The organism is Pseudomonas sp. SMV7, from assembly GCF_052041995.1.
In the GTDB taxonomy this organism is placed as follows: domain Bacteria; phylum Pseudomonadota; class Gammaproteobacteria; order Pseudomonadales; family Pseudomonadaceae; genus Aquipseudomonas.
In genome coordinates, this window is record NZ_JBKGGT010000016.1 from 111,660 (window position 1) to 128,781 (window position 17,122).

The 17,122-nt window shown below is 65.2% G+C and carries 16 protein-coding genes, 1 tRNA gene and 1 pseudogene; 8 read left to right on the forward strand and 10 right to left on the reverse strand.

Annotation, left to right across the window (positions count from 1 at the left end; genetic code table 11):
* The first annotated feature begins 113 nt into the window (after positions 1 to 113).
* On the forward strand, positions 114 to 2,039 hold the full coding sequence (locus ACLEJP_RS19120) for a transglycosylase SLT domain-containing protein (RefSeq protein WP_440808856.1): 1,926 nt from the start codon (positions 114 to 116) through the stop codon (positions 2,037 to 2,039).
* Between the two features lie 65 nt (positions 2,040 to 2,104).
* Here the strand turns inward: ACLEJP_RS19120 and ACLEJP_RS19125 are convergent, their stop codons facing one another.
* Complete coding sequence (locus ACLEJP_RS19125; protein WP_440808858.1) at positions 2,105 to 2,908, reverse strand: MOSC domain-containing protein; 804 nt, start codon at positions 2,906 to 2,908, stop codon at positions 2,105 to 2,107.
* A 57-nt stretch (positions 2,909 to 2,965) separates the two neighbouring features.
* Entirely contained in the window at positions 2,966 to 3,901 is a 936-nt protein-coding gene (locus ACLEJP_RS19130) for a chemotaxis protein CheV (RefSeq protein WP_440808859.1), read from the reverse strand.
* Between the two features lie 349 nt (positions 3,902 to 4,250).
* Between ACLEJP_RS19130 and ACLEJP_RS19135 the strand changes: the two genes are divergently transcribed.
* From ACLEJP_RS19135 to ACLEJP_RS19145, 3 genes are all read left to right on the forward strand, one after another.
* Positions 4,251 to 4,751 carry a histidine kinase gene (locus ACLEJP_RS19135; RefSeq protein WP_440808861.1) on the forward strand — a complete coding sequence of 167 codons (501 nt, stop codon included), beginning with the start codon at positions 4,251 to 4,253 and terminating at the stop codon, positions 4,749 to 4,751.
* 355 nt (positions 4,752 to 5,106) lie between these two features.
* Positions 5,107 to 6,003, forward strand: a complete 897-nt coding sequence (locus tag ACLEJP_RS19140; RefSeq protein WP_440808864.1) for a sensor histidine kinase — start codon at positions 5,107 to 5,109, stop codon at positions 6,001 to 6,003.
* Complete coding sequence (locus ACLEJP_RS19145; RefSeq protein ID WP_440808866.1) at positions 5,993 to 6,652, forward strand: response regulator; 660 nt, start codon at positions 5,993 to 5,995, stop codon at positions 6,650 to 6,652. The genes ACLEJP_RS19140 and ACLEJP_RS19145 overlap by 11 nt, the downstream gene beginning before the upstream one ends.
* On the opposite strand, the gene yegS is transcribed toward ACLEJP_RS19145, so the two are convergent.
* Positions 6,636 to 7,523 (reverse strand): lipid kinase YegS, encoded by an 888-nt coding sequence (yegS, locus tag ACLEJP_RS19150; RefSeq protein WP_440808869.1) that lies wholly within the window; start codon positions 7,521 to 7,523, stop codon positions 6,636 to 6,638. The two genes, ACLEJP_RS19145 and yegS, sit on opposite strands and share 17 nt — an antisense overlap.
* Positions 7,524 to 7,815: 292 nt before the next feature.
* On the opposite strand from yegS, the gene ACLEJP_RS19155 reads away from it, so the two are divergent.
* Entirely contained in the window at positions 7,816 to 9,063 is a 1,248-nt protein-coding gene (locus ACLEJP_RS19155; RefSeq protein WP_440808871.1) for a glycosyltransferase family 4 protein, read from the forward strand.
* On the opposite strand, the gene ACLEJP_RS19160 is transcribed toward ACLEJP_RS19155, so the two are convergent.
* Entirely contained in the window at positions 9,052 to 10,239 is a 1,188-nt protein-coding gene (locus ACLEJP_RS19160) for a molybdopterin molybdotransferase MoeA (RefSeq protein ID WP_440808884.1), read from the reverse strand. The two genes, ACLEJP_RS19155 and ACLEJP_RS19160, sit on opposite strands and share 12 nt — an antisense overlap.
* A gap of 22 nt (positions 10,240 to 10,261) precedes the next feature.
* A complete protein-coding gene (gene moaB, locus ACLEJP_RS19165) occupies positions 10,262 to 10,801 on the reverse strand; it encodes a molybdenum cofactor biosynthesis protein B (RefSeq protein ID WP_225777018.1) in 540 nt (179 codons plus the stop codon).
* 188 nt (positions 10,802 to 10,989) lie between these two features.
* Between moaB and ACLEJP_RS19170 the strand changes: the two genes are divergently transcribed.
* Positions 10,990 to 11,211 (forward strand): YgdI/YgdR family lipoprotein, encoded by a 222-nt coding sequence (locus ACLEJP_RS19170; protein ID WP_025338312.1) that lies wholly within the window; start codon positions 10,990 to 10,992, stop codon positions 11,209 to 11,211.
* An 81-nt stretch (positions 11,212 to 11,292) separates the two neighbouring features.
* Positions 11,293 to 11,369 (forward strand) — tRNA-Pro (locus tag ACLEJP_RS19175).
* A 93-nt stretch (positions 11,370 to 11,462) separates the two neighbouring features.
* Here ACLEJP_RS19175 and ACLEJP_RS19180 read toward each other — a convergent pair.
* The 3 genes and pseudogenes from ACLEJP_RS19180 to ACLEJP_RS19190 all read right to left on the reverse strand — a co-directional run bounded on the left by ACLEJP_RS19180 (position 11,463) and on the right by ACLEJP_RS19190 (position 15,011).
* Positions 11,463 to 12,230, reverse strand: coding sequence for a methyl-accepting chemotaxis protein (locus tag ACLEJP_RS19180; protein WP_440808886.1), 768 nt, complete (start codon positions 12,228 to 12,230; stop codon positions 11,463 to 11,465).
* Between the two features lie 165 nt (positions 12,231 to 12,395).
* Positions 12,396 to 13,079: pseudogene (locus tag ACLEJP_RS19185) on the reverse strand (methyl-accepting chemotaxis protein); the annotation flags it as partial.
* Positions 13,080 to 13,247: 168 nt separating this feature from the next.
* On the reverse strand, positions 13,248 to 15,011 hold the full coding sequence (locus ACLEJP_RS19190) for an ABC transporter transmembrane domain-containing protein (protein ID WP_440808874.1): 1,764 nt from the start codon (positions 15,009 to 15,011) through the stop codon (positions 13,248 to 13,250).
* Positions 15,012 to 15,223: 212 nt separating this feature from the next.
* Between ACLEJP_RS19190 and ACLEJP_RS19195 the strand changes: the two genes are divergently transcribed.
* On the forward strand, positions 15,224 to 15,397 hold the full coding sequence (locus ACLEJP_RS19195; protein WP_296234540.1) for a PA1571 family protein: 174 nt from the start codon (positions 15,224 to 15,226) through the stop codon (positions 15,395 to 15,397).
* Between the two features lie 135 nt (positions 15,398 to 15,532).
* Here the strand turns inward: ACLEJP_RS19195 and pdxB are convergent, their stop codons facing one another.
* Positions 15,533 to 16,675 (reverse strand): 4-phosphoerythronate dehydrogenase PdxB, encoded by a 1,143-nt coding sequence (gene pdxB / locus ACLEJP_RS19200; protein WP_440808877.1) that lies wholly within the window; start codon positions 16,673 to 16,675, stop codon positions 15,533 to 15,535.
* Between the two features lie 60 nt (positions 16,676 to 16,735).
* Positions 16,736 to 16,978, reverse strand: coding sequence for a sulfurtransferase TusA (gene tusA, locus ACLEJP_RS19205; RefSeq protein WP_225777013.1), 243 nt, complete (start codon positions 16,976 to 16,978; stop codon positions 16,736 to 16,738).
* Positions 16,979 to 17,122: the final 144 nt, after the last annotated feature.

A 17,122-nucleotide genomic window follows, 5' to 3' on the forward strand; every position in this document is an offset into this window, starting at 1 on the left:
ATACAAGCACAGTGCTTTCACCCGCCGCCGGCAAACAGCTAAGCTAAGGCAATAGCTTCCAACAGTGCTGGCTCCGCCGTCACTTCCCCATGGTTCAACTGCCCGGACGTATCATGCGCAGCCGCCTGTTACATATTGCCTCCTGCCTGCTGCTGACTGCCGCCACCTGCGCGGCGCAGGCCGCCGACCTTACCCTGCAACGCCAGTACTACGACGAGGCCAAGCGCGCGCTGGCCAAGGGCGACAAGGGCCCGTACCTGCGCTATGCCCAGGCCCTCAGCGACTACCCGCTGACGCCCTACCTGGCCTATGACGAGCTCACCGCCCGCCTGAAAAGCGCCAGCAACCAGGAAATCGAAGACTTCCTCGCCAAGCACGGCGACCTGCCCCAGGCCAACTGGATGAAACTGCGCTGGTTGCGCTGGCTGGCCGAACGCGGCGACTGGAACACCTTCGTCAAGTACTACGACCCCAAGCTCAACTTCACCGAACTGGACTGCCTCAACGGCCAGTACCAGCTCAGCCATGGCCTGCGCGCCGAAGGCTTCGCCACAGCTGAAAAACTGTGGAACGTCGGCAAGTCGCAGCCGGCCACCTGCGACACGCTGTTCGCCATGTGGGCGGCGGAAGGCCAGCTGACCGAGGCCAAGCGCTGGCAACGCGCCAAGCTGGCGGCCCAGGCACGCAACTACAGCCTGGCCAACAACCTGGTCCAGACCCTGACCACCCTCGGCCCGCAGGGCCGTCTGCTGGTCGACGTGGCGCAAAAGCCCGAACTGCTCAACCAGCCGTCGCGCTTCACCCCGGCCAACGAAGCCATGTCCGACGTGGTCAGCCTCGGCCTGCGCCGCCTGGCCCGGCAGGACCCGGAGCGGGCCATGGCGCTGCTCGACGACTACGCCCAGCGCATGCATTTTTCGCGCGACGAGAAAGTGGCCATCGCCCGCGAGATCGGCCTGACCCTGGCCCGTCGCTACGACCCGCGCGCGCTCGACCTGATGACCCGCTACGACCCGGAGCTGCGCGACAACACCGTCAGTGAGTGGCGCCTGCGCCTGCTGCTGCGCCTGGGCCGCTGGGAAGATGCCTATGAGCTGACCAGGCGCTTGCCGCAGGACCTGGCCAGCAGTAGCCGCTGGAAGTACTGGCAGGCCCGCAGCCTGGAGCTGGCGCAGCCGAACAACCCGCAAATCCCGTTGCTGTACAGGAACGTGGCGCGCGAGCGTGACTTCTATGGCTTCCTCGCCGCCGACCGGGCACAGACGCCCTACCAGCTGAACAACAAGCCGCTGGTGCTCAGCCCGCAACTGGTCAACAAGGTGCGCAACACCCCGGGCATCCGCCGCGCCCTGGAGTTCCATGCCCGCGGCCAGATCGTCGAAGGCCGCCGCGAGTGGTATCACGTCAGCCGGCACTTCACCCGTGACGAAATGGTCGCCCAGGCGCGTCTTGGCTACGACCTGCGCTGGTACTTCCCGGCCATTCGCACCATCAGCCAGGCGCAGTACTGGGACGACCTCGACATCCGCTTCCCAATGGCCCACCGTGACACCCTGGTGCGCGAAGCCAAGGTTCGCGGCCTGCACTCGAGCTGGGTATTCGCCATTACCCGCCAGGAGAGCGCCTTCATGGAGGATGCACGCTCCCCGGTGGGCGCCAGCGGCCTGATGCAGTTGATGCCGGCCACCGCCAAGGAAACCGCGCGCAAGTTCAGCATTCCACTGGCATCGCCAGCCCAGGTGCTCAACCCGGACAAGAACATCCAGCTCGGCGCCGCCTACCTGAGCCAGGTGCATAGCCAGTTCAACGGCAACCGGGTGCTCGCCTCGGCGGCATACAACGCCGGACCAGGACGTGTGCGGCAGTGGCTCAAAGGTGCCAAGCACCTCAGCTTCGATGTGTGGGTGGAGTCCATCCCGTTCGACGAAACCCGCCAGTATGTGCAGAACGTGCTGTCGTATTCGGTGATCTACGGGCAAAAGCTCAACTCACCGCAGCCGTTGGTGGACTGGCATGAGCGGTACTTTGACGACATGTGAGGGTCGCTGAACCTGTACCGGCCTCTTCGCGGTGAACCCACGTCGAGGCCAGTGCAGGCAACCCGTCATTCCAGGATTTCGACTTCCATCCCGACTTCAAGCTGACCACTGCCATCCACCGCCAGGTTTTGCCCGAACAACACATCCCCCTCCCGCTCTCGGAACGTCCTGAGCGTGGCCATCGGCTCGCGATCTGCACTGCGTTCGCCAGTCGCCGGGTCGATGGTGGTGAAGATGCAGCGTACACTGGGCTTGAGCACGCGAAATTCCAGGCTGCCGATACGAATCCGTTTCCAGCCATCCTCGGCAAAGGGTGCCGCCCCCTGCACCACCAGGTTGGGCCGAAAGCGCAGTATCTCCATCGGCCGGCCGATACGCCGGCTGAGCTCGTCCAGCGAGCCCTGGCCGATCAGCAACAAGGGGAAACCGTCCGGAAATGCCGCCCGGTCACTGTTCAAGCCGTAGCCATTGGGCAGGTAACGCGCGCGTTGCTCGGGGCAGTGCACCAGGCGCACGGCCTTGCCCAGCAGCTCGCTCAGCCAGGCCGCCGCCGCATCGCCCGCATCCGGCACGCGCAGGGTGTCGCGCCAGATGGTCACGCCGCGCAGTGCATCGTCGGCGGACGGTACCGACACCGACAACGCTGGCTGCCCCGGCGCCTGGAGCAGCAACTGGCCACTGTCGTCATCGCTCGCCCTGATCTGGCCAAGCTGTGGCCAGGCGCGCTGGGTGAGGAAGCGTCCGTTCTCCTCCTCCACCACCATCCAGCGCCGATCGCCCTGCAAGCCCAACAACCCCACCGCTGAAGCCTGCAGGCGTTGCGCCTGCCCGGACTTCACCGGGTACCGATACAGCTCACTGAGAAACATCCCTGCCGCCTTGCGTCATGTCCAAAACGCCAAGCTTATACCGGCAGCGGCCCGCGATCACGCAGTGGCGGTATCCAGCAACAGGCGTTGCTTGACCACGTCGACCAGGCGATCAGGCTGGAACTTGGACAGGAAGTTGTCGCAGCCCACTTTTTTCACCATGGATTCGTTGAAGCTGCCCGACAACGAGGTATGCAACACCACGTAGAGACGACGCAAACGGGCATCGCCACGAATCTCGGTAGTCAGCCGGTAGCCGTCCATCTCCGGCATTTCGGCGTCGGTGAAGATCATCAGCAGCTTCTCACAGACATCCTCGCCGGCATCGGCCCAGCTCTTGAGCATGCGCAGCGCCTTCAGCCCGTCACTGGCCACGTGCAGTTTCACGCCCAGTTGGGACAGGGTGTCGCGCAACTGCGCCAGGGCCACGCTGGAATCGTCTACCAGCAGCACCTCGCGGCCGCGCGCCCGGGCCAGTATCGGGTCAGCGAGTTTGTCGCCGGAAACCCGGGCGTTGTACGGCACGATCTCGGCGAGCACCTTCTCCACGTCGATCACTTCGACCAGCTTGTCGTCGACCTTGGTGATGGCAGTCAGGTAATGCTGGCGCCCGGCACTGGCCGGCGGCGGCATGATCGCCTCCCAGTTCATGTTGACGATACGGTCCACACCGCCCACCAGGAAGGCCTGCACCGAGCGGTTGTACTCCGTCACGATGATGGTGCTGTCGGGCCCCGGCTGCAACGGGCGCATGCCAATTGCCTGGGACAGGTCGATCACCGGCAGGGTCTGGCCACGCAGGTTGACCACCCCGCAGACGAACGCGTGACGCTGGGGCATCAAGGTCAGCTTGGGTAACTGAAGCACTTCCTGGACCTTGAACACGTTGATCGCGAACAGCTGGCGACCGGCCAGGCGAAACATCAGGATTTCCAGGCGGTTCTCACCTACCAGTTGCGTGCGTTGGTCTACCGTGTCGAGAATGCCGGCCATTGGAAAACCCCCAGGCTTGAGTCGGAAAAATAGAAATCATCCACCTTGTATCGGCGGCTTCAGGCCCAGCTTGACCCTTGCTGGAAAATGCCATGAAGACAATTGATATCACTTTACCATCATGCTTTACTGCGGACACAGCCACCGCGAACCAGCCGCCCGGCAAAAGTTCCACACCTTAGCCATGCATCAGGGAAACCCTTAGCGACAATCGGGTGCAACCTGATGTTCGCGCTATCCTTTAGCCATTAATGTGACGCCATTCTCACTGCATGAATGGAGTCAGGCTTTTGCTAGCTATCGTTTCGGCGTGCCCGTCCTCTGCACCCGTCCCACGCGCGGGGGCATCATGAAGGACAGTGCCTTATCGTTCGATGATGCGCTGCAGAGGTTTCTGCTGGACGCGCAGGTGCTGCTGACCCAGGCGCAGGAGTGCCTGCAGCATCTGGACCTGATCGAAAACGACCCGGATGCCTGCCGTGGCCTCGACAACGCGCTCGATAGCCTGGCCCGGCAGGCCATGCACCTCGACTTGCGTGAAGTGGCCCATTACACGACTGCCCTGCAACAGTTGCTCGCCCCGGCCTGCCACGGCGGCTGCCTGCAGCGCGAAGCCCTGCCGGCGGTAGGGGAGTGCCTGACCCTGCTTGCCTGGCAACTGGAACTGGTCGACCCGTTTACCGGCCGACTCAACCTGGACATCGGCGAGCAACTGGTGCTGCTGGGTGAACTGGCCAAGGTCGTACAGCAACCGTTTGCGCAAACGTGCACGTATTGCGATGAACAGGGCCGCGTGTGCATCCACCCACCTGGCGAGGCGGCAGACGACGGTTCATCGTCCAGGTACTGAACCGGCGCGACGTGCAACTGGCCACGCTCACCAAACCCGGTAAGGCGAACTTGGGTAAGTGCAGGAAGTTGGCGGGGCCAGGGTGACCCACTACCGCGCAAGTGATGTGTGACGCGACAAAACGGCTAGCACTTTGCCACCTGACAATACCCGGCCAGCGGGTATTACAAAGCGCTACCCAGCCGCGACCGCTGCAGTGCGAAGTGGTAATATGCGCAGCCATGAACCCCTGCAAGCTGTTGAAAGATTGCAGGTTCATGTGTTCGCCAAAAACATCGAAAGTAACTGCGCCAAAGCTCCTGACCAGCATTGTGCAACGCCCTCCATCAGCAATACTTCAGTGGCTTCCCTACCTATGCTCGCACGCTTGATGACTCCTTTGCGCTGCCACTCCCGCGCTGCCCTGCTGCGCTGGGCAACAGTCGGGCTGTGCGTGGCCTCGCTGGTCGCCAACCTGGCGCTGTACCTGAGCAGCCAGGCGATCCCGGCCAGCCTGCTGGTGCTCCAGTTGGCAGCCACGCTGGGCACGGCCGTGCAATTGGGCCTCGGCGCCGGCTCGATCAGCCTGCGCCCGGCGGAGCTGGCCGAGCGCATGCTCAAGGTCCAGGAAGACGAGCGTCAGCACTTGAGCCGGGAACTGCACGACGACATCGGTCAGTTGCTCACCGCTGCCAAGCTGCAGTTGCAATGGTTGCAGCGGCGCATGCCCGACGAGTTGCAGGGCCACTGCGACGCTCTGCGCAGCACGCTGGATGACACCTTGGGCAACGTGCGCAATGTGTCGGCCCTGCTCAACCCGCGGCAGTTGGCCAGCCTTGGCCTGGAAGCCAGCCTGCGGGCGCACCTGGTACGTACCCTGGCCAACAGCGGCGTGCACTGGAGCCTGGCGTGCAATCAGCGCCTGGGCGGTATCGACGAGGCCGTGACCATGGCGGTATTCCGCATTACCCAGGAAGCCGTGACCAACATGCTGCGCCATGCCCAGGCTCGCAACCTGGTGATCGGCCTGCAACGCACCCCCGAGGGGCTGGCGTTGTCGATCCGCGACGACGGCCGTGGCTTCGTACCCGCCAGGGACCCGGCCGAGGCCGGCCAGCGCGGCCTGGCCGGCATGCAGGAGCGGGTCACCGCACTGCAAGGCAGCCTCGCCGTCACCAGCCAGCCCGGCCAGGGCACGCACATCGAGGCGGTCTTCCCATGGCCACCGCGTACCCAGCAACGCGCCAGGAGCACGGCTACCCATGACCTGTAGACTGTTGCTGGTAGACGACCACTCGCTGATTCGCGCCGGGGTGCGCGCCCTGGTCTGCGACATTCCCGGCTATGACGTCATCGGCGAAGCCGACGACGGCAGCCAGTTGCTGGAACGGGTACGCATGCTGGCGCCGGATATCGTCCTGCTGGACATCTCCATGCGCTCGACCAGCGGCCTGGATGCGCTCACTCAACTGCGCGCCAGCGGCAACCCCTGCAAAGTGCTGATCCTGTCGATGCACACCGACCCGGACCTGATCATGCGCGCCCTGGAAAGCGGCGCCCACGGCTACCTGCTCAAGGATGCCAGCGCCACCGAGCTGGAGCAGGCCCTGGCGGCGGTGCGCAACGGCGAACGCTACCTCAGCCCGGCCATCGCCCACACGGTCATCAACCAGGCATTGCAACACGCCAGGCAGGGCAAGCAACCCTCTGCCGAGCGGTATAGCCTTACCGCACGGCAGCTGGAGATCCTGCGCCTGATCGTGCGCGGCAAATCGACCCGGGAAATTGCCGCCGGCCTGGGCCTGTCGATCAAGACCGTGGAAACCCACCGTTCGCAGATCATGAAACGCCTGCAGATCCATGACGTGGCCGGGCTGGTGCTGTTCGCCGTGCGCGAGAAGATCATCAGCCTGGACGACTGAGCAACGGCGACCCGACGGGCAGGTGCAGGCGCAATGCTGCGGGCCTGGCCTGGAAGCGCAGGGTGTCGGCCTGCACCGGTTCACCATCGAGGTTGATGTCCAGCCCCTGCGAGCACCTGATCTCGACCCAGGGCAACCTGGCCCGGACGAACAGGCCGTCCCCGGCCAGCAGGTCACGCAGGGTCCCGACCACTTCCTGGGGTGCCGGCAGGATGGCGATGTCAAGCAAACCGTCATTCACCAGCGCGTCGGGGCACAGCACCTGCCCGCCGCCTGCCTGGCGGCCATTGCCGATACCCAGCGCCAGCAAATCCCCTTGCCAGTCGAAGCCTGGCCCGTGCAACGTCACCGAAGCCGCCTGCAGCTCGCTGAACCGCGACAGCCCGGTGAACAGGTAGGCAGCAGCGCCCAGCACCTTCTTCAGGTCTTCGGAGGTATTGGCCGTGACCTGGCTGCCAAAACCGCCGGTGGCCATGTTGAGAAACAGCTGCTCGCCGGCCTGCCCGAGGTCGATCGGCTGGGCAGGAACGTTCAGCAAGGCCAGCGCCGTGGCGGGCTCCTGGGGGATGCCGGCGGCCTTGGCAAAATCGTTGGCCGTGCCCAGCGGCAACAACGCCAGGCTGGCCTCGGTACGCGCCAGCCCCATGGCTTCGGCGACATCGCGCAGCGTGCCGTCCCCGCCCCCCGCAACAATATGGCTGTAGCCGGCACCCAGCGCCTCGTTGACCAGGCGCCGGGCGTCCCCGGCCTCCCAGGTAACCCGTACATCCAGCACCCAGCCGCTGTCACGCAGGCCGTGCACAGCACTGCGCACGTCTTCGTTCATCGCCTGCTTGCCGTGCAGGATCAACATTGCCTTGCGCCCTTGCATCTACCCCCTCCAGGAATGGACCCACCCAGATCTCGACCCTCGACACGTGCCGATCGTTGCATGCCCCTGTGCAATTGATCGCCTGAACCGGGTATTTTTTCAACATCCGGGAATGCCCGGCTATGCTCTGCTAATGCATGCGACAGGTTTTTGACCCCGGCGCGGATTTCTTCCAGACCCGTCGCCGCCTTGACGCCTGCGCACCTGCGCCTGTCGCAATCGTGGCCAAGGACGCGCGCCCTGCGGCGGCGCACGCCCCTCATTCCGTGACCTTCAGCGAGGACCCCGGGTCATGCGCATTCTCTGGACGCTGCCTTACCTGCCCTGGCCTACCACCAGCGGCAGCAAGACCCGGCAATACCATCTGCTGCGCGCCCTGGCCCAGCGGGGCCACCGCATCACCCTGCTGGTGCAATCGAAAATCCCCCTCGACGAGGCGGCCCGCGAAGCCCTGGAGGCACTGGTCGAACGCTTGATCGTGCTACCCCGGCGGCCCTTGCACAGCCCGCTCAACCTGCTGGCCGCACCCATCATCGACTACCCGATGCGGGCGATCATCCATGGCCTGGCGCCCTGCCTGCGGCACTGTTTCGAGCAATTGCTGGACGAGCCCTGGGACGTGATCCAGGTCGAACACAGCTACAGTTTCCAGCCCTTCGAGAAGGCCCTGCAGACGCGCGGGCTACCCTACATGCTCAGCGAGCACACGCTGGAGTCAGTGGTGGGCGGCGCCAGTCACGATCGCCTGCCGCTGTGGCTGCGCCCGCTCAACGCCTTCGACCGCTGGCGCTACCGGCGCTGGGAGCAGCGGGTATTGCGCCAGCCCACCGAGCTGGTGGCAGTCAGCAGCCACGATGCCGAACTCATCGCACAGATCAGCGGGCGCCCGGTGAATGTGGTGGTCAATGGAGTGGACTGCGATTTCTACCAGCACGTGCAACCCGCGCTGCACAGCCAGCGCCTGCTGTTCGTCGGCAATTTCGAGTATGGCGCCAACCTGGAGGCAATCGAATGGGCGCTGGAAGAGATCATGCCGCAGGTGTGGATGAGCAACCCGGCGGTACGCCTGGCGATTGCCGGGCACGCCATGCCGGCCAGCTGGAAGCTGCACTGGAACGACCCGCGCATCGAATGGGTCGGCTACCGCCCCGACCTGCGCGAGCTGCAGCGGCGTTCGGCACTGTTCTTTGCGCCGTTGCGTTATGCCGGTGGCTCCAAGGTAAAGATCCTCGAAGCGATGGCCGCCGGCCTGCCGGTCATCACCACTGGCAAAGGCGTTTCAGGCCTGGCTGTGAACAACGGCGAGCACTATCTGGGCAGTGACGAAGGCGACCAGCTGGCGCTGTTGATTACCCAGTTGCTCAACCAGCCCTGGCGCATGAGCCAGTTGAGCGACGCCGGGCGCCAGTTCGCCCGCCAGCGCCACGACTGGCGGGTAGCCGCCCAGCAACTGGAAAATGTGCACATGCGCCTGACCCAGGCGGCACCGGCCGAAGCCGCGGCACCGACCAATGCCTGGCTGGGCCGCTCAACCAAGTAGCTCGCTGAACGGGATGAACGGCACGCTATCGCCCTGCTTCGGCGTGCTGCCTTCGCGAACCTCGACCAACCCATCGGCCCAGGCCGCACTGCGCAGCACGCCAGAGCTCTGGTTCTTGTAGATGCGCACCTGGCCCTGCTCGATGCGGGCGCGCAGGTACTCGCGGCGGGTGCCGGGCCTGGGCCAGTCGAAGCCCGCTGGCACGTCGAAACGTAGCGGCGTAACCTCGGCCACGCCCTGGCGGCGCAACAGGTAGGGCCGGGCCAGCAAGCCGAAGGTGACCAGCGTCGACGCCGGGTTACCCGGCAGGCCGATCACCGGCACGCCCTGGTAATGGCCGCAGGTCAGCGGCTTGCCGGGCTTGATTGCCAGCTTCCACAGGGCCAGCTCACCGGCTTCGCGCAGGGCGGCACCGAGGTAGTCGGCCTCCCCTACCGAAACACCACCGGTGGACAGGATCAGGTCGACATCGCCCAGCCGGGCCAGGCAGGCGCGGGTTCGCGCCAGGTCATCCGGCAGGATGCCCGCATCGACCACATCGCAGCCCAGCCGCTGCAGCCAGCTGACCAGTAGCCGGCGGTTGCTGTTGTAGATCTGCCCCGGGCCCAGCGGCAGGCCAGGCTCGACCAGTTCGTCACCGGTGGACAGCACAGCCACCCGCACCTTGCGCACCACCTCCAGGCGCTCGTGGCCGAGGCTGGCAGCCAGGCCCAGTTCGATCGGCCCCAGCCGGGTGCCGGCGCTCATCACCTGCTCGCCCTTGCGGGCTTCCTGGCCTTGGGGGCGAATGTTCTGCCCGGTTTTCAACGGTTCGAGGAAGCGTACCCGGCCTTCATCCGCCGCTGCGGTGTTCTCCTGCATCTCGACACAGTCGGCACCTTCAGGCAGCGGCGCGCCGGTGAAGATACGCGCACAGGTACCGGGTTGCAGTGGTTGCGGCGCATGGCCGGCGAAGATCCGCTGGCTGACCGCCAGCGGCTCGCCCTGCCAGTCGGCCAGGCGCAGGGCATAACCGTCCATGGCGCTGTTCGGCCAGGACGGCAGGTCGAGCGCGGCCACCAGGTCGCTGGCCAGCACACGGCCCTCGGCCTCGGCCAGCGGTAGAAGCTCGGTGCCACGAATCGGGGCCGCTTCGGCCAATGCCAGCAGTTGCTCCAGGGCCTGTTCCACCGGCATCAGTGGCCGGGCCTGGCTGGCCTCAGCCACGGCTGTCACAGGCGGCTGCCTGCTTCAGGTGGGCTACGAAGTTGCATGGGCGATGGCGAGCATCCAGCTGTTCCGCGAGGATACCGTCCCAACCGGTGCGCACCGCGTTGGTCGAGCCCGGCAGGCAGCATACCAGGGTACCGTTGGCCAGCCCGGCGAGCGCGCGCGACTGCACGGTGGAAGTGCCGATATCGGCCACGGAAATCTGCCGGAACAGCTCGCCGAAACCTTCCACCTGCTTGTCCAGCAGGCAGGCCACGGCCTCTGGCGTGCTGTCACGCCCGGTAAAGCCGGTGCCGCCGGTAATCAGCACCACCTGCACGCGGTCATCGGCAATCCAGGTTGCGACCTGGGCGCGAATCTTGTACAGGTCGTCCTTCAACAGCACACGCTCGGCCAGACGGTGGCCGGCCGCGCTCAGCCGGTCGACGAACAGTTGGCCGGAGGTATCGGTGTCGAAGGTGCGGGTGTCGCTGACCGTGAGCACGGCGATGTTCAGCGGCACGAAGGGGGTATCTGCCTTGGCTTTCATGGAAGTCCGTCACAAGAAGATGGGATGGGCGCAGTTATAACACAGCATGCGGCCATCACAGCGTGACGCCCTTGGCCCTTGCGCTTGGTCAATGCCTTGGCCGAGCCGCTATGCTGCACTGTACACGGAACTTGCATGGACGCCCTGCGTCTTAATGTCATCTCGCACCATCGCACTGGAGAAACACGATGATTCAACGGACCCTACCCGCCTTTCTGCTTGCCCTGGGCCTGGGCGCCCTCGCTGGCTGCGCATCGCCAACCGTCATTACCCTGAACGACGGCCGCGAAATCCAGGCCACCGATACCCCGAAATTCGATGAAGACTCCGGCTTCTACGAATTCGAGCAGCTGGATGGCAAGCGCACACGCCTCAACAAAGACCAGATCCGCACTGTGAAAGAGCTCTGATTGCAGCTCGCATTTTTGCCAACGCCCTTTTAACAACAAGGGGTTGCGTGCAAAAACCGGATGCAGTAGGATTTCTTTCATCGGAGTGTAGCGCAGCCAGGTAGCGCGTCTCGTTCGGGACGAGAAGGCCGCAGGTTCGAATCCTGTCTCTCCGACCAGATCCTGATCAGAAAGCCCGCCATTGTGCGGGCTTTTTGTTGTGTCCGAGAACCGGTCCTTGCTTGGGCAAGGACCGCATCAAGGCTGAAACGTCAGGCAGTGAGGCGCGAGGTGACTTCACCCAGTTGCCCAGACAAGCCATGCAGGCGCTGCCCGGCCTGTTCGGTGTGCTGCACCGCCTCCTGGTTGGCCGTGGCAATACGGGTGATCTCGACCAGGTTGCGCGAGATGTCTTCGGCCACGCTGGTCTGCTCTTCGGCCGCCGTGGCGATCTGCCGGTTCATGTCGCGGATGGCCTCCACGGCCAGGGTGATGCGCTGCAACATCTGGCCTGCCTGCTGCACCTGCTCGGCGCCCTCCTCGCTGCGCTGCTGGCCGCTTTCGATGGCCTTGACCGCTTCCACCGCCCCGGACTGGACCGCTTCGATGATCTGCTGGATCTCGGCGATCGACGCCGCTGTGCGCTGGGCCAGGCTGCGCACCTCATCGGCGACCACGGCAAAACCGCGGCCGGCTTCACCGGCGCGGGCCGCCTCGATGGCGGCGTTGAGCGCCAGCAGGTTGGTCTGTTCAGCTATGCCACGGATCACTTCAAGCACTTTGCCAATGCGCGTGCTGTCATGCTCCAGGTCGCGAATCACCGCCGCCGTGCCAGCAATTTCGCGGTTGACCAGGCCAATGATGTCGATGGTCTGCTGCATCACCTGCTCGCCCGCTTGTGCACTGTGGTCGGCGTCGTCCGCTGCGCGGGCCGCCTCGGCTGCGTGGCGCGCGACCTCCTGGGCGGTGGCAGACATCTCATGCATGGCCGTGGCCACCTGATCGGTGCGCTGGAACTGGTCGTGAGTGCCGCGGGCCATGTCGCCGGCGATGCTGCGCAGCTGGCCGCTGGCACCTTCCAGCTCCTGGGCGTTGTCCTGCAGGCGGCCGACCGTATCGGCGAGGAAATCGCGCAAGGTATTGGCCGCACGCGCCAGGCGCCCCAGCTCATCCTCACGATGGCTGTCGACGCGGGCCGCGAAACGGCCCTGGCTCAGCTGCGCCACATATTCGATCAACTGGCGAATCGGCTCGATCAGACTGCGGTTGACCAGCCACACGCTGAGCAGCCCCACCAGCACCGCCGAGGCGAGCATCACCAGCAGGCCCAGCCATACCGTGCGTTCGGCGCTGGCACTGAGGCGGGACGCGCGCTCGCGGGCATCGGCGCGCAATTGCTCGACCAGCTCGCTCATCTGCTCGCTGGCGGCACGGTCCACACCCTTGACCGCCTGGTCGCCGGCAACCGGGTCGCCACCCGCCGCCAGGAATGCCTGGCGGCCCTGCGCATACGCCTGGCCGAGCTGCCGGTGGCTGTCACGCAGTTGCTGCAGCGGTGCCTTGAGACGGGCGTCGCTGCTCTCGATCAATCGCCCGAGCAGTTGCTGCACCTGCTGCTCGCGGGCCTGGAACTGCTGCCAGTACTTGTCCATGTCAGCGGGTTGGCGCCCACGCAACAGTACGTTTTTCCATTCCTGCACCTGGATCTTGAACTGCAGGTTGGCTTCGTCGATCAATTGCGAGGCCTGCAGCGGCCCGTCGACCAGCTCGGCATAGCCGCGCACGCTGGACGAGAGAAACTGAAAACACACCAGGGCGATCAGCAGCATGGCCAACAGGCTGCCGCCGAGCAGCGAGAGAATTTGCACTCTGAGCGATTTACGCAACATCTTGGGTCTCGAGAACCAGGGGGAAGACGGGGGCGGCCGACGCAGCCCCGGTTACTGGCAGGCCAAAAAAAGGCTGCCATCAAGCAATGGCAGCCAGGTCAAGCACGCAACAGTCGAGGCAGATACTCTCAGGCAAATACTACAGAAATGTTACAAGGCTACGACAAGCTAGCCCGCCGTGAACTGCAGCGCCGCCAGCCGTGCATACAGCGGGCTGTCCTCGATCAACTGGCGATGCGTTCCCACCGCCACCAGCTTGCCCTTGTCGATGACGGCGATCCGGTCGGCATGTTGCACCGTGGCCAGGCGGTGAGCGATCACCAGCGTGGTACGGCCGGCCATCAGGCTGGGCAGCGCCTGCTGGATCAAGTGTTCGCTTTGCGCGTCGAGGGCGCTGGTGGCTTCGTCCAGTAACAGGATCGGCGCATCGACCAGCAACGCCCTGGCGATGGCCAGGCGCTGCCGCTGCCCGCCAGACAAGCCGATGCCGCCCTCGCCCAACGGGGTCTGGTAGCCCTGCGGCAGTTGCCGGATGAAGGCATCGGCGTGGGCACCGCGGGCCGCTGCCTCGACCTCGGCCAGGCTCGCCTCGGGCCGCCCATAGCGGATATTGGACTCGACCGTGCCACGAAACAGCGAAGGGTTTTGCGCCACCATGGCGAACTGCCGGCGCAGTTGATCGGGGTCCAGTTCGGTAATCGCCTCGCCGTCGAGCAGGATGCGCCCTTGTTGGGGGTCGTAGAAGCGCAGCAACAGGTCGAACAAGGTCGACTTGCCCGCACCCGAGGGCCCGACCAGCGCCACGGTCTGCCCCGGTTCGATGGTCAGGCTGAGGCCATCGATAGCCGCGACCGATGGCCGTGACGGATAGGCGAACACCAGCGCCTGCAGCTCGATACGCCCACTGGCCCGTGGCTGCGGCAGCACCCGTGCCACGCTGGGCGCCAGTATCGCAGAGCTGGCCGCCAGCAGTTCGGCGATGCGCTCGGCTGCGCCCGCCGCCCGCTGCAGCTCGCCGATCACTTCGCTGAGGGTGCCGAAGGCACTGCCGACGACCAGGCTGTAGAACACGAAGGCGGCCAGTTCGCCCGCAGAAATACGCCCGGCGATCACGTCCATGCCGCCTACCCACAGCATCACGCCCACCGCACCCAGCACCAGCACGATGACCAGGGTGATCAGCCAGGCACGCTGGGCGATGCGTTGCCGGGCCACGGCGAATGCCGCCTCCACCGTACTGGCGAACAGCCTGCGGTCATGCGCCTGGTGGTTGTAGGCCTGCACGGTCTTGATCTGCCCGAGGGTCTCGGCCACATAGCTGCCCACGTCGGCCACGCGGTCCTGGCTCTGCCGCGACAGACGGCGAACCCGTCGGCCGAACAGCAGGATCGGCGCCAGCACCAGCGGCAGAGCCACGACCACGATGCTGGTGAGCTTGGGGTTGGTGATGAACAGCAAAACCACGCCGCCGACGACCATCAGCGCGTTGCGCAGGAACATCGACAGCGATGAACCGATCACCGACTGCAGCAACGTGGTGTCGGCGGTCAGCCGCGACTGGATTTCCGAGCTGCGGTTGTCTTCGAAAAACCCGGGGTGCAAGCCGAGCAGGTGGTCGAACACGGCCCGCCGGATGTCAGCCACGCAACGCTCGCCGATCCATGACACCAGGTAGAAGCGGCTGAAGGTGCCCACTGCCAGGGCCAGCACCAGCAGCAGGAACAGGCCGATGGTCTGGTTGAGCTGGTGCGCGGAGCGGGTCATGAAACCCTGGTCCACCAACAGGCGGATACCCTGCCCCATGGACAGGGTGATGGCTGCGGTGATCACCAGGGCCAGCAAGGCCAGCAGCACCTGGCGACGGTAGGGACGAAGGAACTGCCAACCCAGGCGCAAGGCGCGGCGTTGGCGCGGGGAAACCGGTTCAGGCATGGCGATGACCAAGATGACAGGGAAAGTGCAGCCTACCACTCATCGGCCGCTGCGGTAGCCTGCCAGGTAGCTATAGCCTATTGGTCTAACCAGGCGCTGGAGCTTTACCGTCGTTTCTGTTGGACTGTCTCTGCCGTGGCGCTGCGCTTGGAGTCACAGGCCAGTCACGGCGCAGGGTTAACCTGAGCTTGAACCTGATAAGGAGGCACTACATGAGCTTGCAGCATGGCAGCGACAACCAGAAGCCCCGACCCACCCCGCCTGCGCAGGTGTGCGGCTCGATCATCGACGCCCAGGGGCGCGAAGTACCGATCACCGAGCAGATGATCCAGCAGGCCTGCAAGGCCCTGGAGGAAAGCCGGGGCGAGCGCGTACGCAAAGGTTGATCGGCGAATCCCTATGACCCGGCGCTTGCGCCGGGTTTTTATTTGGCTGAATCCTGCACTGCCCTGTTCGCGGGGGAACCCGCGCCCACAGCGATCGGACAGGTGCGGAGGACGGAGACAGCAGTCAACCGGCTGTCAGACCAGCGCCCCACCCAGGGCACTCACCAGCTGCGCCAACTGCGGCGATTCACCGCGCAAGCGCACCGCCAGCCCTTCGATTTCACGCCGCGGCGGGTACTGCTTGCGCAACTGGTCGAATGCCGCGCGCTGTTGCTGCGGGTCGTCGCTGAGGCTGCGGCGGAAGTCGGCATCGTCACGCCGCGGGTCGTACACGGCGCGACACAGGGTGGCCAAGGCCCAGGCCGGGTCGGCATCGGCATCCAGCTCGATCTGTGCCAGCGGCGGGCGTGGCAGCAGATCGCCCAGTTGCACGTGTTCCTCCACGCCCAGGAAGCGGCACAACGCCTGGTAGATCTGCGCCGTGCCCCGCTGGCGACCGTCGAGGCTATAACCGGCAATGTGCGGCGAGGCCAGCGTGCAGAGGTCGGCCAGTTGCAGGTCGACCTGCGGCTCGCCCTCCCACACGTCGAGCACCGCATGCACGTCTTCACGCTCGAGCAGCAGTTCGCGCAGGGCATGGTTGTCCACCACCGGGCCGCGGCTGGCATTGATCAACCAGGCGCCCGGGCGCAGACGTGCCAGCTGCGCCTGGCCCAGCAAGTGCCAGGTCGGATGCTCGCCGCCACGCTGCAACGGGGTATGCAGGCTGATCACATCGCATTGCTGCAGGAGGGTATCGAGGCTGACGTAATCGCCGCCCTCGGCGGCCTGGCGCAACGGGTCGCACACCAGCACCTGCCAGCCCAGGCCATGCAGTAGCCGCACCAGGCGCCCCCCTACCTCACCGGCGCCCACCACACCGTACACCCGCTCGGGCAGCGCCACGCCATCCAGCTCGGCCAGGGTCAGCAGACTGCCCAGCACGTAATCGACCACACCCCGGGCGTTGCACCCCGGGGCGCTGCTCCAGCGGATACCGGCCTCGGCGAAGTAGTCCAGGTCCAGGTGGTCGGTGCCGATGGTGCAGGTGCCGACAAAGCGCACGCGGCTGCCTTCGAGCAGTTGGCGGTCGACCTTGGTCACCGAGCGCACCAGCAGGATGTCGGCGTCCCTGACGCTGGCGGCATCGAGGCTTCGGCCAGGGTAACGGCGAATTTCACCGAAACCCTGGAAGAAGGCATCGAGCAGCGGGATGTTCTCGTCGGCAACTATCAGCATGGCGCTCTCCTGTCTGGGGAACGCAGTGTAGGCGCAACGCCGGCCGTGTTCCAGAGCGCTTCAGTCGGCTTTCTTACGGATCCAGTACAGGAAGGTGCCGGCGTTCTCCTGCTGCTGCAGCAGTTCGTGACCGAGGAAGTTGCAGAACTTGGGGATGTCACGACGGGTCGAGGGATCGGTGGCGATGACCTTGAGCAGGCCGCCAGCGGCGAGGTCACGTACGTGCTGGTGCAGCATCATCACCGGTTCCGGGCAATTCAGGCCGGTGGCGTCGAGGATGGCGTCGGGGGTGAATTCGGTCATGGGGGGCTCCGCAAGTGATGCGCCATTGTCGCGCATAGCGCGACGCGCTCCAAGCACCACACGCCCCACTCGCTCTTCTTGCTCTTGCTCTTGCTCTTGATCTTGATCTTGATCTTGATCTTGATCTTGATCTTGATCTTGATC